The sequence below is a fragment of the Amycolatopsis sp. genome (assembly GCF_036008905.1).
Classification (GTDB): domain Bacteria; phylum Actinomycetota; class Actinomycetes; order Mycobacteriales; family Pseudonocardiaceae; genus Amycolatopsis.
Map to the genome: position 1 here is coordinate 1 of NZ_DASYMU010000150.1, position 14,573 is coordinate 14,573.

The 14,573-nt window shown below is 67.5% G+C and carries 17 protein-coding genes and 1 pseudogene; 14 read left to right on the forward strand and 4 right to left on the reverse strand.

Annotated elements, in window-relative coordinates; all coding sequences use genetic code 11:
• Nucleotides 1–672 (reverse strand): Scr1 family TA system antitoxin-like transcriptional regulator (locus VGP60_RS26260; RefSeq protein WP_327550770.1); only part of this gene is annotated, 672 nt, incomplete at its 3' end.
• Between the two features lie 421 nt (nucleotides 673–1,093).
• On the opposite strand from VGP60_RS26260, the gene VGP60_RS26265 reads away from it, so the two are divergent.
• The 5 genes and pseudogenes from VGP60_RS26265 (at nucleotide 1,094) to VGP60_RS26290 (ending at nucleotide 5,179) form a co-directional block, all read left to right on the forward strand.
• On the forward strand, nucleotides 1,094–1,375 hold the full coding sequence (locus VGP60_RS26265) for a hypothetical protein (protein WP_327550771.1): 282 nt from the start codon (nucleotides 1,094–1,096) through the stop codon (nucleotides 1,373–1,375).
• A gap of 206 nt (nucleotides 1,376–1,581) precedes the next feature.
• Nucleotides 1,582–2,921: pseudogene (locus tag VGP60_RS26270) on the forward strand (fatty acid desaturase).
• Nucleotides 2,918–3,091: a rubredoxin gene (locus VGP60_RS26280; RefSeq protein ID WP_327550774.1), complete on the forward strand. Its 174-nt coding sequence runs from the start codon at nucleotides 2,918–2,920 to the stop codon at nucleotides 3,089–3,091. The pseudogene VGP60_RS26270 and the gene VGP60_RS26280 overlap by 4 nt, the downstream one beginning before the upstream one ends.
• Nucleotides 3,092–3,208: 117 nt before the next feature.
• Nucleotides 3,209–3,820: a TetR family transcriptional regulator gene (locus VGP60_RS26285; RefSeq protein WP_327550775.1), complete on the forward strand. Its 612-nt coding sequence runs from the start codon at nucleotides 3,209–3,211 to the stop codon at nucleotides 3,818–3,820.
• Between the two features lie 27 nt (nucleotides 3,821–3,847).
• Entirely contained in the window at nucleotides 3,848–5,179 is a 1,332-nt protein-coding gene (locus tag VGP60_RS26290; RefSeq protein ID WP_327550776.1) for a hypothetical protein, read from the forward strand.
• 130 nt (nucleotides 5,180–5,309) lie between these two features.
• Here the strand turns inward: VGP60_RS26290 and mgrA are convergent, their stop codons facing one another.
• A complete protein-coding gene (mgrA, locus tag VGP60_RS26295; RefSeq protein ID WP_327550777.1) occupies nucleotides 5,310–6,341 on the reverse strand; it encodes an L-glyceraldehyde 3-phosphate reductase in 1,032 nt (343 codons plus the stop codon).
• An 80-nt stretch (nucleotides 6,342–6,421) separates the two neighbouring features.
• Here mgrA and VGP60_RS26300 point away from each other — a divergent pair, with 80 nt between their 5' ends.
• The 6 genes from VGP60_RS26300 (at nucleotide 6,422) to VGP60_RS26325 (ending at nucleotide 11,627) form a co-directional block, all read left to right on the forward strand.
• Nucleotides 6,422–7,306, forward strand: a complete 885-nt coding sequence (locus VGP60_RS26300) for a MoxR family ATPase (protein ID WP_327550787.1) — start codon at nucleotides 6,422–6,424, stop codon at nucleotides 7,304–7,306.
• 8 nt (nucleotides 7,307–7,314) lie between these two features.
• Nucleotides 7,315–8,709 carry a vWA domain-containing protein gene (locus VGP60_RS26305; protein WP_327550788.1) on the forward strand — a complete coding sequence of 465 codons (1,395 nt, stop codon included), beginning with the start codon at nucleotides 7,315–7,317 and terminating at the stop codon, nucleotides 8,707–8,709.
• Nucleotides 8,710–8,804: 95 nt separating this feature from the next.
• Nucleotides 8,805–9,503, forward strand: coding sequence for a hypothetical protein (locus VGP60_RS26310; protein ID WP_327550778.1), 699 nt, complete (start codon nucleotides 8,805–8,807; stop codon nucleotides 9,501–9,503).
• A 52-nt stretch (nucleotides 9,504–9,555) separates the two neighbouring features.
• Nucleotides 9,556–10,134 carry a TetR/AcrR family transcriptional regulator gene (locus VGP60_RS26315; protein ID WP_327550779.1) on the forward strand — a complete coding sequence of 193 codons (579 nt, stop codon included), beginning with the start codon at nucleotides 9,556–9,558 and terminating at the stop codon, nucleotides 10,132–10,134.
• 182 nt (nucleotides 10,135–10,316) lie between these two features.
• Nucleotides 10,317–10,871 carry a hypothetical protein gene (locus tag VGP60_RS26320; protein ID WP_414640407.1) on the forward strand — a complete coding sequence of 185 codons (555 nt, stop codon included), beginning with the start codon at nucleotides 10,317–10,319 and terminating at the stop codon, nucleotides 10,869–10,871.
• 135 nt (nucleotides 10,872–11,006) lie between these two features.
• Nucleotides 11,007–11,627 carry a fibronectin type III domain-containing protein gene (locus tag VGP60_RS26325; protein ID WP_327550781.1) on the forward strand — a complete coding sequence of 207 codons (621 nt, stop codon included), beginning with the start codon at nucleotides 11,007–11,009 and terminating at the stop codon, nucleotides 11,625–11,627.
• Here the strand turns inward: VGP60_RS26325 and VGP60_RS26330 are convergent.
• Entirely contained in the window at nucleotides 11,624–12,484 is an 861-nt protein-coding gene (locus VGP60_RS26330) for a LysR family transcriptional regulator (protein ID WP_327550782.1), read from the reverse strand. The two genes, VGP60_RS26325 and VGP60_RS26330, sit on opposite strands and share 4 nt — an antisense overlap.
• Before the next feature lie 112 nt (nucleotides 12,485–12,596).
• Here VGP60_RS26330 and VGP60_RS26335 point away from each other — a divergent pair, with 112 nt between their 5' ends.
• Nucleotides 12,597–13,316 (forward strand): SDR family oxidoreductase, encoded by a 720-nt coding sequence (locus tag VGP60_RS26335; protein WP_327550783.1) that lies wholly within the window; start codon nucleotides 12,597–12,599, stop codon nucleotides 13,314–13,316.
• Between the two features lie 3 nt (nucleotides 13,317–13,319).
• Here the strand turns inward: VGP60_RS26335 and VGP60_RS26340 are convergent, their stop codons facing one another.
• The gene (locus VGP60_RS26340; RefSeq protein ID WP_327550784.1) at nucleotides 13,320–13,721 is read right to left on the reverse strand and encodes a hypothetical protein; all 402 of its coding nucleotides are present in this window, start codon (nucleotides 13,719–13,721) and stop codon (nucleotides 13,320–13,322) included.
• 36 nt (nucleotides 13,722–13,757) lie between these two features.
• On the opposite strand from VGP60_RS26340, the gene VGP60_RS26345 reads away from it, so the two are divergent.
• Complete coding sequence (locus VGP60_RS26345; RefSeq protein WP_327550785.1) at nucleotides 13,758–14,045, forward strand: hypothetical protein; 288 nt, start codon at nucleotides 13,758–13,760, stop codon at nucleotides 14,043–14,045.
• 62 nt (nucleotides 14,046–14,107) lie between these two features.
• Entirely contained in the window at nucleotides 14,108–14,560 is a 453-nt protein-coding gene (locus tag VGP60_RS26350; protein WP_327550786.1) for a MarR family transcriptional regulator, read from the forward strand.
• Nucleotides 14,561–14,573 lie beyond the last annotated feature (13 nt).

The window sequence follows — 14,573 nt, forward strand, 5'->3', positions numbered from 1 at the left end:
CACGGACTTCGTGGATTCGATCAGCACGAACGATCCTTGCCGCATAGGCGTGTATCCCGCAGCGATTTTCGTGGACCGGATCGTGACGTGTGGCAGTTCCGCGACCTTCTGCAGGTGCCGGAGTTGATCGGCCGCGCCGCCCATTCCACAGGCCGGGTAGCGCAGTGCGTATTCGCTGATGATCGCCTCGTATTCAACGTCGCCGTTGAGGATCTTCGTGCCACGTGCCATGCGGAAGTCTGCGCCGGTCTGCGCCTCTCCGGGCGTGGCGCCGGCGGCGAGCATCACTGTCAGCGCGTAGTCGCGCGTCTGCAGCGGACCGGGGACAAGCTGGGGCTGGACGTTGATGATCCGAGCGGCCGAGTCTTCGTACTCCCGGACGACGGCGAGTTGGCGGTCCACGCCGAGCGCGAGCCAGTTCGGGTCCGAGATGCGATTGTGTAGTTCGAGAGCTTCATCGAGCTCGGCGCCGGTTACGCCCAAGACCCCGAGTATGGCGCCGAGGGTGGCCTGATCCATGCCCTGCTTGCCGTTCTCGTAGCGCGATACATCTGAATGGCTGCGTCCGAGCTGTGCGGCGAGGGCGATCTGGGACAGTTTCGCGCGCTTCCGGTACTTGACCAAGAGCAGGCCAAGGTCCAGGGAACGAGGCGTCTCGGCTGTGCGTGCCATGCACAGAATCGTAGTTCACAGCGCCACGGCGAAACGTCATTCGTCCGGGCGATTGTGCTAATTGTGGACGCACAGTCAGAATGTGGGTCCACAGTGACGAGAATGTCACCCAGGATCTAGCGGGGAGACTGCAGATGGTGGACGGTCAGGGTGGACTCGGCATGACGATCAGGATTGCGGTTCGCTTCTACTCTGGGGACCGCCAGCGACACTTCTATCGGATAGATCAGCTGGACAACCCTGCGCAGGAGCGCGTCGCCCCAGTCTGCCGCGATTTCCCGTATCCACGGCGGCACCCTCGCGACATGGTCAGCGAAGGTGACCGGCCCGAGCTGGGCGACTCGCTCGAATCCTGCCGCGGCTGTGCGGTTTGGGCGCGAAAGAACCCGTACGCCCTTATCGTTCGAGGCTTGGTGATCGTGTGAACGCCCGCATCATGATCGACCTCACCGCCGTACATCCGGTGACCAATGGCCGCTGGCACCGCGTCGCCAATCTCCATCGCATGCCGCGGCCTGGTGAGCAACTCATCATGATGTGCGGCGAAAGCGAACCCGCCGAATTCGTCGCCGCAGGCCCCATCATCGAGACCGCACCCACCACCTGTTGGCGGTGCGACCTCGCCTATCGGCGAGCCGCGGGAATCCCGGTGCGGCCAGACCATCCAGCCCTGCCGGTACCACGACCCCGGCCGCACGCCTGATCGCCTGGTCGGGGCATGTCGGTGACCTGATGCATGAGCGGTCACTCGTGGTCTGCGAGCGAGGTTGGCGGGCACAGGTGCAGGAACAGCTGACACTCGTACGGGAGCGGCGGACACGTCGTGCTCCTGGTTGACACGATGGCTGCTCGTGTCTAGGGTTCGGACGCAAGGCATGGCTGTGTAAATGGTACGCAAGGAGGCGCGCGATGACGTCAGCGGTCGGCGGAGAAGCGGAGCAGCAGGAAGTCACCTGGCGCGACGGCAAGCGCTACGCGTGGTTGCTCGGCCTGATCATCCCCACCGCGCCGTTCATCGCCTGGGGCCTCGTTTCGGCCACCGGCCTCGGCCTGTTCTGGTGGGCAGGCCCGATCATCGTCTTCCTGCTCATCCCGCTGGTCGACGTCGTCATCGGCACCGACGCGGAAAACCCGCCGGACGACTTGATCGAATGGCTCGAGAAGGACCGCTACTACCGCTGGGTCACCTATCTGTACCTGCCGATCCAGTACGTCTCGCTGGCGGTCGCGTGCTGGCTCTGGACCACGCACCCGATGTCGATCGTGGACAAGATCGGGCTGGCGGTGACGGTCGGCATCGTCGCGGGCATCGGCATCAACACCGCGCACGAACTGGGCCACAAGAAGGACGAGCTCGAACGCTGGCTGTCGAAGATCGCGCTCGCGCAGTCGGCGTACGGGCACTTCTTCATCGAGCACAACCGCGGCCACCACGTCCGCGTCGCCACTCCCGAAGACCCGGCCAGCTCACGGCTCGGCGAGACGTTCTGGGGCTTCCTGCCGCGTTCGGTCGTCGGCAGCCTGAAATCGGGCTGGGGCCTGGAAAAGACGCGGATGAACCGGCTCGGCAAGAGCGTCTGGAGCCTGCGCAACGACGTCGTCAACGCCTGGCTGATGACCGTGGTCCTCTTCGGCGCGCTCGTCGCGGTCTTCGGTGTCTCGGTGCTGCCGTACCTGCTCATCCAGGCGGTGTTCGGGTTCGCGCTGCTGGAAGCGGTGAACTACCTGGAGCACTACGGCCTCATGCGCCAGAAGGAGCCGAAGGGCCGTTACGAACGCCCCGCGCCGCGGCACAGCTGGAACAGCAACAACGTCTGCACCAACGTTTTCCTCTACCACCTGCAGCGCCACAGCGATCACCACGCCAACCCGACGCGGCGTTACCAGGCGCTCCGCCATTTCGAGCAGGCGCCGCAGCTGCCCGCGGGCTACGCGTCGATGATCGTCTGCGCGTACTTCCCGCCGGTGTGGCGCCGCGTGATGGACAAGCGCGTGCTCGCCCACTACTCGGGTGACGTGACGCTGGCGAACGTCAACCCCCGCAACCGGAACAAGGTGCTGGCCCGTTACGGCGCCGCCGCATGAGCCGATTCCGTTGCGAGGTCTGTGAATACGTCTACGACGAAGAAGCCGGCGCGCCCCGGGAAGGCTTCCCGCCCGGCACAGTCTGGGCCGATGTTCCCGACGACTGGGCGTGTCCCGATTGCGGCGTCCGGGAGAAGATCGATTTCGAGGAGATACCCGCGTGAAGGTCTATCGCTGTGAGGTCTGCGGTTTCGAGTACGACGAGGAGCTGGGCTGGCCCGACGAGGACATCGCCCCCGGCACCCGCTGGGACGACATCCCGGACGACTGGTCCTGCCCGGACTGCGGTGCGGCCAAGGCGGACTTTGTCATGGTGGAAGTCGAGCGGGCGTGAGCCAACGGCCCAGAGTCGCTCCGCCGTGCGCAAATCGCGTCGCGGGTTGATGGGCGAGTCAGCATTGTGCTGTCCACCTCGTTGACACCGGCGGGGGTCGCTGACAACGTGGTGGACATGACCGCCGCGAAACGCCGAGTTCCCTTTGCCGAAGCGGCCCGTGTCCTGCTCCGGGACACCCTGCTCGACGCCACCCGTGACCTGCTGCGCGACCACGAGTGGGCCGACCTCAAGATGGCGGACATCGCGTCCACGGCCGGCGTCAGCAGGCAGACGCTGTACAAGGAGTTCGGCTCGCGGCAGGCGTTCGCGCAGGCGTACATCCTGCGCGAGGCCGACGAGTTCCTCACGGCCGTCGAGAACGCGCTGGTGCCACATCGCGAGGATCCGCGCCAGGCGATCCGCGCCGCGGTCGAGGTGTTCCTGACCGCCGCCGCCGAGGAGCCGCTGATCAAGGCGATCGTCGCGGGCGACAACAGCGACGGCCTGCTCGCGCTCGTCACCAACCAGGCCGGGCCCGTGCTGCACAGCGCCACGGACAGGCTCGCCGCGTTCCTGACCGGGCAGTGGCCGCACGCCGACGCCGGCGCGCTCGTGGTCGCCGCCAAGTACCTCGTGCGCCTCGCGATCAGCCACGCCGCCTCGCCCGACGGCACCCCGGCCGAGACGGCCGCGACGATGTCCGTGGTGCTCGGGCCGTACCTGGACCAGGTGGTCGGCGCGCGCTAACCTCGGCTCCGCACAAGGAGGTGCGGTATGCGCGGTTTGCGCGTCGTCCTGATTCTTGTCCTGGGGTTCTCCCTCGTAGGCGTGGTACCGGCACAGGCGAGCGGCGGCGGTGGGCCGCTCCCCGGGTACACGATCAGCAATCCGCCGTTGACGCCCGCGGTGGTCGGCGGGAAAACGGCGCGAGTCCTGCAAGGCGTGGACAGTCACGCCGGGTACGTCATCGAAGTCCCGCCGAAGTGGAACGGCAAACTCGCCCTGTGGGCGCACGGCTACCGCGGCCAAGGCACCGTGCTGACCATCGACCCGCCCGCCTACGGACTGCGTCAGCAACTGCTTGACCAGGGCTACGCGTGGGCGGCTTCTTCTTATGCCACCAACGGTTACGACGTCGCTTCCGGGGTCACGACGACCCGCGAACTGGCGACGTTGTTCGGCAAACTCGTCCAGCGGCCGAAGCAGGTCTTCATCGCCGGGGTTTCGATGGGCGGGCACGTCATCGGCCGTTCGCTCGAGGAGTACCCCGGTTTCTACGCCGGTGCGCTGCCGATGTGCGGGGTGCTCGGCGACCACGAGCTGTTCGACACCTTCGCCGATTACAACCTCGTCGCGCAGGACCTTGCCGACGTGCCCGCGTACCCGGCCCCGGCGGACTACCTGACCAACGCGGTGCCGAAGATCCAGCAGGCGCTCGGGATGACCGAGCTGAAGCCCGGCGGCCCGGACACGCTCAACCCGAAGGGCGCGCAGCTGCGGGCGATCACCGTAAACCAGACCGGTGGCGTGCGGCCCGGCGCGGACACGGCTTTCGCCTACTGGAAGGACTTCCTTTTCAGCCTCGGCGCCCCGTCGGAGGGCGACACGCTGGCCCAGGACCCCGGGCAGATCGCGACGAACCTCTTCACGCGGTACCGGCCGGACACCCCGGTCGAGGTGAACCGGACGGTTCAGCGCGTCCCCGCGGAGAACCTGCGCGCCCGGCTCTCGCCCAAGTTGTCGGCGAACCCGCAGATCTTCGGCGTGCCCACGGCGCCGGTGCTGAGCCTGCACGGGCTCGGGGACCTGTTCGTGCCGTTCTCGATGGAACAGGTCTACCGCGACGACGTCGCCCGGCACGGCAAGACGCGGCTGCTCGCGCAGCGCGCGATCCGGACCGCTGAGCACTGCGAGTTCGGGAACAAGGAAGTCTCGACGGCTTGGAACGACCTGGTGCGGTGGGTGGACACCGGACGCCGCCCGGCCGCGGACGTCGTCGATGATCCGAAGGTGGTGGCGTCGGCAGGGTACGGGTGCCGGTTCACCGACGCTTCGGCTTATCCGAGTGGGACGCGAGGATTCTTCGCGGCTTGCCCGGCTCCCTGACGCCGACGCGCTATGAACGGACCGTTCCTTGCACGGGACGCTATGAACGGACCTTTCCTAGCGCCGATGCTATGAACGGACCTTTCCTTGCAGGAAACGCAAGGAAAGGTCCGTTCATAGCGCGTGAGGGTCAGCTGTCGGTGGACTTCTTCCAGAGGTTGATGTCCGCGTCGGTGGTGGCGTAGCGGTCGATCTCGGCGAGCTCTTCGGCGGTGAACTCGAGGTTGTCGAGCGCGCCGACGTTGTTCTCGAGCTGCGTGACGCTGCTGGCGCCGATGAGCACCGACGTCATGCGCGGGTCACGCAGGCCCCACGCGAGGGCGAGCTGCGCGAGGCTCTGACCACGGCGTTCGGCGATGGCGTTGAGCGCGCGGACCTTGGCCAGCGCGTCGTCGGTCAGCGTGTCCGGGTTGAGCGACTTGCCCTGCGCCGCGCGGGAGTCCGAGGGGACGCCGTTGAGGTAGCGGTCGGTCAGCAGGCCCTGGGCCAGCGGCGAGAACGCGATGCAGCCCGCGCCGACCTCTTCGAGCGTGTCGAGGAGGTGGTCGGACTCGGTCCAGCGGTTGAGCATCGAGTACGACGGCTGGTGGATGAGCAGCGGCGTGCCGAGCTCTCGCAGCAGGCGGGCGGCTTCGCGGGTCTTCTCCGACGAGTACGACGAGATGCCGACGTAGAGCGCCTTGCCGGAGCGGACCGCGGTGTCGAGCGCGCCGACGGTCTCTTCCAGCGGGGTCTCGGGGTCGACGCGGTGCGAATAGAAGATGTCGACGTAGTCCAGGCCGAGACGGCCGAGTGACTGGTCGAGCGACGCGAGCAGGTACTTGCGTGAGCCCCAGTCGCCGTAGGGGCCGGGCCACATGTCGTAACCGGCCTTGGACGAAATGATCAGCTCGTCCCGGAACGGGCGGAAGTCGTCGGCGATCATGCGGCCGAAGTTCGTTTCGGCGGAGCCGTAGGGCGGGCCGTAGTTGTTGGCCAGGTCGAAATGGGTGATGCCCAGGTCGAACGCGCGGCGCGCGATGGCGCGCTGCGTGTCGTAGGGCTTGTCGTGACCGAAGTTGTGCCACAGGCCCAGGGAGATGGCGGGCAGTTTCAGTCCACTTCGGCCGGTGCGCCGGTAGGGGATGGACTCGTAGCGGCTGGCAGCCGGGACATAGGTCATGTCGTGAGCTTAGCTAAAGAATAAGGACACCATCGCGTGAAATCTGTCTCTGATTCACTAGAGTCGCGGGTGTGAGCAAAGTGACTGGCACCGGGTACTTCACCTCGGTGGACGACGTGACCGCGCGGCTGGCCGAGACCGGCTATCTCGCCTCCACCGCCGTGGCGACGACGGTGTTCCTCGCCGACCAGCTCGGCAAGCCCCTGCTGGTCGAGGGGCCCGCCGGCGTCGGCAAGACCGAGCTGGCGAAGGCCGTCGCGGAAGCCAGCGGCTCCCGGCTGGTCCGGTTGCAGTGCTACGAAGGCGTCGACGAGTCGCGGGCACTCTACGAGTGGAACCACGCGAAGCAGCTTCTGCGCATCACCGCCGGGCGCGACGAGACCTGGGACGAAGCGCGCACCGACATCTTCAGAGAGGAGTTCCTGCTCCCGCGCCCGCTGCTGACGGCCATCTCCGGCACCGAGCCGACGGTCCTGCTCATCGACGAGACCGACAAGGCCGACGTCGAGATCGAGGGCCTGCTGCTCGAAGTGCTGGGCGACTTCCAGGTCACCGTGCCCGAGCTGGGCACCATCACCGCGACCCAGCAGCCCTTCGTCGTGCTCACATCCAACGCGACCCGCGAGCTCTCGGAAGCGCTGCGGCGCCGATGCCTGTTCCTGCACATCGACTTCCCCGACGCCGAACTCGAGCGCCGCATCGTCCGGCTGAAGGTGCCGGAGATGGACGAGACACTGGCCGAGTCGCTCGTCAAGGTCGTCAGCGCGTTGCGGGCCATGGAGCTGCGCAAGGCGCCTTCGGTCGCCGAGACGATCGACTGGGCGCGCACGCTCCTCGCTCTCGGCGCGGACACCCTCGACGAAAACGTGGTGCGCGCGAGCCTCGGTGTCATCCTCAAACACCAGGACGACGTCGCGAAGGCCGACGCGCATCTCGAGCTCGACAGGGTTTTGGGCGGGTCGTGAGCGAGCCGGTGGCCGGGCTTCCCGAACGGCTCGTCGGCTTCGTGGAAGCGTTGCGGGAGCAGGGAATCCAGGCCGGTCCCAGTGAGACGATCGACGCCGCGGCCGCGCTGAAGGTGCTCGGCCTGGACTCGCGCGAACACATGCGCGAGGGTCTCGCCGCCGCTTTGGTGCGGCGCGGGGGCCAGCGGTCGGTGTTCGACGCGACCTTCGATCTCTACTTCCCGCTGGGTGTCGGCGCGCCCGAGTCGGCCAGGCGGACCGGGCAGGTGGCCGATCTCGACGCGCTGCGCGAACAACTCGCCGCCGCGCTCGCCGCGAACGACGAGCAGGCCATGACCCAGCTCGCCGGGACAGCCGTGGACATGTTCGGCCAGTACGGCTCCGGCGGTTCCGGCGCGGGAACGGCCGGGAACGGCGCGGGTTCCGGGGGCTGGTCGGCGCATCAGACACTCGACCGGGTGCAGCCGCAGACGTTGCTGGTCCGGGTGCTCGCGGCGATGCGTGCGGGCGCGGACGAGAGCGACTTCGCCGACAGACTCGACCGTGAGGACATCCGGCGTCGCATCGAGGGTTTCCGCGGTCTGGTCCGGACGGAAGCCCGGCGGCGCGCCGCGGAACTGCGCGGCCGGGAACGGGTCGCCCGCCACGCGATCCCGCCCGCGGCGGACCGCGTCGACTTCCTCATCGCGAGCCGTACCCAGCTCGCCGAACTCCGGCGCGCGGTGTATCCGTTGTCCCGCAAGCTCGCCACGCGGCTAGCGGCGCGCCGACGTCGTAGCGCGCGGGGCCAGATCGACCTGCGCCGGACGTTGCGGCGCTCGCTGTCCACCGGCGGGGTTCCGCTGAAGCCGTCGTATCGGCGGCACCGGCCGAGTCGTCCGGAGATCGTGCTCTTCTGTGATCTTTCCGGTTCCGTGGCGGGATTCGCGAATTTCACCATGCTGCTGGTGCAAGCGTTGCGGGACCAATTCAGCAAGGTCCGCGTGTTCGCGTTCATCGACAGCACCGACGAGATCACCCATCTCGTCACCAGCGGCTCGGCCGATCCGCAGGAACTCGGCAGCCGCATCCTCAGCGAGGCGATGTTGACCAAATGGGACGGTCACAGCGATTACGGCCGGGCGCTGCAGGAATTCACCGAGAACCACCTTTCCGCGGTCGGGCCCAAGACGTCCGTGCTGATCCTCGGTGACGCTCGCACGAACGGCGGTGACCCGAACCTTCCCGCGCTGCGCCGGATCGCCGGCGCCGCGCGGCACACCTACTGGCTCAACCCGGAACGCACCGCGCTGTGGTCCACTGGCGACTCGGCGGCGCGGGCGTACGAGCAGGTCGTCGAGATGCACGAATGCCGCAATGTGCACCAATTGAGCCGGCTTGTTACGCGCTTGCTCCCGATCTGACACGACTGGCGTAACTGTTGTTGTGGGTCGGTAACAACTTTCCGCGCGGCGCGACTTTGGGAGAGGGGAAATGGGAAAGTTCGTGCGGAGGCAGGATGTTCGAGCCGGACAAGTTCTTCGATCTCCGCACACCCGAGTTGCGGAGTCTCTTCAGTGACATCAGCGAAGCGTGGGAGCTGATCGACGTACTCCCCGAGGTGCTCGCGCGGCTGCTCGGCGGGCGGCGGATCATCCGCGGCACGGTCATGGACGGCGCGGTGCTCGGCGACGGACCGCTGTTCGTCGGCGAGGGAACCGTCATCGAGCCCGGCGCGATCGTCGAAGGACCGGTCTATCTCGGACGGTCCGTGTCGATCTGCGGCGGCGCGTCGGTGGGCGGAAACTGCCTGCTGCTCGGCGGAAGCATGGTCGGGCCCGCGTCCGAAGTCCGGAATTCCGTGTTCCTCCCGCGGGCCAGGGCACCGCATCTGGCCCATGTGGGGGAAAGCGTGCTGGGGCACGACGTCGTCCTCGGGACCGGGACGCGGCTGAGTCGCACGCCCGCCGAAGGTTCCGCCCGATCGGATGGTTTCCGGCGGGCGGCGCGGGCGAAGTCGGCGGACATCGGGCGGCGCCGGTTCGGCGCGGTGCTCGGCGACCGGGTGCGGACCGGGCCCAACGTCGTGGTCCAGCCGGGGGTGCTGATCGGCAAGGGCTCGTTCGTCTACCCGAACCTGTCGATCCCGCAAGGGTTCCACGCGGCCAACAGCATCTTGAAGCTCAAACAGGACTCGGACTCGGCTGAGCGGCGGTAGCACTTCACTTGGAGTACTTTGACCGTAGTGGTCATGTCTCAGTGGAGGTCCGATGCGGCAGAACCCAGAAAGGCGCGCGGCACTCGTCGACGCCGCCGTCGAAGTGCTGGCCAGGGAAGGCGCCCGCGGCCTGACATTCCGGGCCGTCGACACCGAAGCGGCCGTCCCCAACGGCACGGCGTCGAACTACTTCACCAGCCGTGACGACCTCCTCAACCAGGTCGGACGGCATATCCACGTACGGCTCACGCCGGATCCGGCGGAGGTCTCGGCCACCTTGGAGTCGCCGCCGTCGCCCGAGGTCGTCGTCGAGTTCATGCACGCGCTGCTGGGCCGTCTTCTCAAGGACCGCAGTGGTTACCTGGCACTGATGGAACTTCGGCTGGAGGCCACCCGCCGCCCTGAGTTGCGGCAGGAACTGACCGGCACCATCGCGTCGAACCTCGACGAGAACATCCGGTTCCACCTCGATTCCGGGCTGCCCGGCGACAGCATGACCGTGGTGCTGCTCTATCTCGCGATGAGCGGGCTCGTCGTCGAACAGCTCACGCTGCCGGAGGTGCTCAACCAGTTTCCGGTCGACGACGTGATCGCGGCACTGGTCGGCCGTACCCTGCCGCCCGCCCAGTGATTCTTTTACCGACAACCGATCGGACCTTGTGAGAACCGGCCCGTTCTCTTAAGCTCACCCAAGCCCGCCGCCAACGGCCCGGAAAGTGTTCGCGCTTCCCGGATCGCTCATCCTGTGACGGAAGAGGAATTGGCATGCGGAAGAAATCGCGCGCGGCGGCCGGACTCCTGGCAATTTGTGGCATGTTCCTCGGTGCCCAGACCGCGTACGCTCAGGTCGAACCCGGTGGCTGGACCTCGTATTCGCCCGGCTACAACGTCCAGCTCAAGGGCTGTGGCCAGGCGAACGGCCTGACGTTCACCCTTACCTGCTCCAGCACCAGCGGTGAGCAGCGCGCCGAGCGGCGGTTCGACACCTACACCGGTGGCACGCGGCAGTTCGAGGGTTCCTTCAAGATCACCAGCATGGGTGGCACGCGCATCAGCCTGAAGCAGACCTTCCGCGAATCCCCTTCCGCCGGACCGTATTTCATCATGGCGGCGGAACGCGGTGGCCGGTTGTACTCCGTCGAAGGCGGTGCCACCATCGCCAGCGGCGCGACTGTCGGCACTTCGGTGCGGGTCAACACGGTCAACCAGGTCGGCAGCAGTCACCGGACCTACATCAACGGCTCGCTGAAGAACACCGTGTCGAGCCCGAGCGGCAGCTACTACGACAAGTTCGGCGCGTACCGCACCAGCAGCGGCAACGGCCCGATCACCGTGACGTGGAGCGGAATCCAGTTCTGGCGCAAGTAGTCCCCGCGCGCGCGGCCGTCCCGTGTGGACGGCCGCGTGTTCCTCTCACTGTCGAGGTTTCCTTTGCGCAAAAGAATTCTGCTGCTTGTGGTGTCACTCGCTGTCGGTGGCTGTTCTGCGTCCGTCGAACCGGGCGTGAGCTTGACTGCTGAGCTGGTCACGCCCGTCGACGTCGAGCTGCGGTGGAGCGGCACCGATCCCGCCGCCGCGGGGCAGATCGTCGAGTTCGCGACGGAACCCCAAGGGGCGTACACGATCCTGCAGTTCGTGCCGCCGGGACAGACGTCGTACAAGCATCCCGACCTGATACCGGAGACGACGTTCTACTACCGGGTCCGGCCGTTCTACGGCTCCGCGTCGGCACCGGTCGACGTCACCCTGCCGCCGGGGGACTACAGCGAGAAGGACCAGGAGAACGACCACGAGTGGGCGCCCCCGAAGGTGGTTCCCGGTGCGGTGGACGGGAAACAGCCGAGCCGGACAGCCGTTCCGACGGAGCTCAAGGCCAGCGTCATGCACGCCAACGGGATCCGGTTCACCTGGACCGACCACGCGAACGACGAAGAGGGCTATCTGCTGGAGGTCAAACCCCAGGGCGGTACCGAGTTCACCCAGGCGATGGTGATGGAGCCGGACGTCAACTCGGTCGGCCTGATCACCCTGCCCGAGGAAAAGGCCGCCACCTACCGCGTCCGCCCCTTCCGCTATGGCCCCGCCTCCTCCGTCCCCCACCAACTCACCGGCCGGAATCCCTAGGGGATGGCGGCGATTTCGGCGAACTCGGGCAGGAGCGGCGAGCGGCGGTTCGCGGTCCACGCCGCGCAGACGTGGTTCGGGCTGATGTCGTCGACCGGGATCGCGACGACGTCCGAGCGCGTGTAGAAACTGGCTGTGGACAAGGGAATCACGGAGATCCCGGTGCCCGCGGCGACGTGCTCGAGCTTTTCCTCGACGCTGTGGATACCGGGGATCGGCCGCCGCGTCTGGCCTTCGCGGAGTTCGAGGGCGATGTCGCGCCATTCCGGGACGGCGTCCGGATCCTGCAGCAGGTGCTCCCCGGCGAGGTCGGCGATGGCGACGGATTCCTTACCCGCCAAGCGATGATCCGAGCGCAGCATCACCACGCGGGGTTCGTCGAACAGCGGGCGGACGCTCAGCCCGCGCTGGTCGATCGGCAGCCGGACGATACTGACGTCGACGCGGCCGTCACGCAGGACCTCGACCTGGTCGTCCCAGGAGGTACGCACGAGTTCGACGGTCAGTTCCGGGTGCCGCTCGGTGAGGATGCGCACGGCCGAGGTGACGGTGATCCCGGGCATGAACCCGATGGTGAACGTCGACGGCCCCCGTGACGCGAGCACCGCGCGACGCCGCAGCGCTTCGGCGGAGGCCAGCAGCGGGCGCGCGTCGTCGAGCAGCTGACGTCCCGCCGGAGTGAGCTCGGTGGATCGTTTGGTGCGCACGAAAACCTGGACGTGGAGCTCGTCCTCCAGCGCCCGGATCTGCCGGGACAGCACGGGCTGGGCGATGTGGAGCCGCTCGGCGGCGCGGCCGAAGTGGAGCTCTTCCGCCACGGCGACGAAGTAACGCAGCTTCCGGAGGTCGACGTCCATCGGATTCCTCTCGCAGTGATGCTCTCAGGGTATTACAGAACGCCGGATAGGTCTTGGACGCGGCCGGGTCGCGGGGCGCACGGTGGAGTGGTACCCGATGAAAGGCGGAACCATGACTCTCCAGAACAAGCGCGTAGTGGTCCTCGGTGGCACCTCGGGCATCGGCCTCGCCACCGCGAATCTGGCCGCCGAGCAGGGCGCCGAGGTCTTCGTCGTGTCCAGCAACCCCGTCAGCGTCAAGCGGGCGCTGGGCACGTTGCCCGCCACCGCGCACGGTGACGTCGCCGACCTGACCGACGCCACCGCTGTGTCCGAAGCGTTCGACCGCATCGGCGAGTTCGACCACCTCGTCTTCACCGCCGGTGAGCCGCTGACGCTGCTGAACGTGGACACAATGGACCTCGACGCCGCCCGCGAGGCATTCCAGCTGCGGTACTTCGGCGCACTCGGCGCCGTCAGCGCGGCTGTGCGGCATCTGCGTCGCGGCGGTTCGGTGGTGCTCACCAGCGGTTCCGCGACGGATCGGCCGGGCGCGGGCTGGTCGGTGGCGGCCAGTATCTGCGGCGCGGTGGACTCGCTCGTGCGCGCATTGGCCGTCGAGCTGGCGCCGTTGCGGGTGAACGCGGTCAAGCCGGGGGTCGTGAAGTCGCCGTTGTGGGCGAACATGGCCGAGGCCGACCGCGAGCGGATGTACGCCGACACGGGGAAGTCGATCCTGCTGGGCCGGGTCGGGGAAACCAGCCAGATCGCGGAGGCCTACGTCTTCCTGATGAGCCAGGAGTTCGCGACCGGCACGATCGTCACGGTCGACGGTGGCGCGGCGCTGGCCTGAGCGTCAGGAATTACCGCGCCGGATGTCGTGCTCGAACACGTTCACCGAGCCGGACGTGGCCGTGGGCTGCGCGCTCGGCAGCTGGTCACGCAGCCAGGAATTCAGTGCTGCCAACGCTTGTGGCGCGAGTTCGTGACCGACGGGATCGCGCCGGGCGGTCACCGAAGCGCCGGACTCGTTCCGCACGTACTCCCAGGTGCGGTCCAGGAGCTCGCGCGGGATGACCTGATCGTGCTCGCCTTGCGCGATGAACACGGGCAGCTCGTCCAGCCGGCCGGGGGAGGTGGGCAGCCCGGCGGAAAACGGCAGTGTTCCGCACAGCAGCGCCAATCCCGCGTAACGCTCGGGATCGTCGAGGACCAGCCCGCCGGCGAACGCCGCGCCGCCGCTGAACCCGACCAGCACGACCGGCCGATGCGGCGGGGCGGCGTCGTCGAGCCAGTGCCGGAACCAGTCGAGGCCGGTGCGCAGCGATTCGGCCGTCGGCCTCCCGGCACCGCGGTTGGCGAACCAGGCGTAGCCCGCGCCGTCGGCGATCGGGGCGCGGACGGCGGCGTAGGCGAGGCCGTCGGGCAGGCGCTCGGCGAGGCCGATGATGTCGCGTTCGTGCGAGCCGCGGCCGTGCAGGAGCAGGACCAGTGGCGCGGTGCTGTCTTCGACGCCGTGCCTGGCAACAACGGGAGCGATGGGTTCTCCTCGGAGCGATTACTTGAGCAGTCAGATAGTTAGTAGCCGATTTAATCTAATGACCGATCTCTGACTGTGCAACTTTCCTCGGCTAGGATTCCGTTGTGGCGAAAGACTCTCCGCTGGATGATCCCCTGATCACGACGTTCGGCCGGCTCGTCGAGGCGGCGGGCAGGTTGCAGCGTTCCGTCGGCCAGGTGCTCGCGGAGCGGTCCACGCTGCCTCTCGGCTGGTTCGAAGTGCTGTTCCGCCTGGCGCGTTCGGACGACGGCAGGATGACCATGGGCGCGCTCGCGGGCCAGATCGTGCTCACCACCGGCGGCGTGACGCGGCTGATCGACCGCATGGAGTCGGCGGGCCTGGTGACACGGCAGCCGTGCCCCACCGATCGCCGTGTTTCGTACGCCGTCATCACCGAAGAAGGTTTCGCGAAGGTCGAGCAGGCCGCGGGGGTGCACGCCGTCGAACTCCGTGCTGTCTTCGCCGGGTTCTCGGCCAGGGATCTCGGCACCCTCGATCGCCTGCTGGATCGACTCCGGACTCTCCCGGAGAACTGACTCCGGACTACTC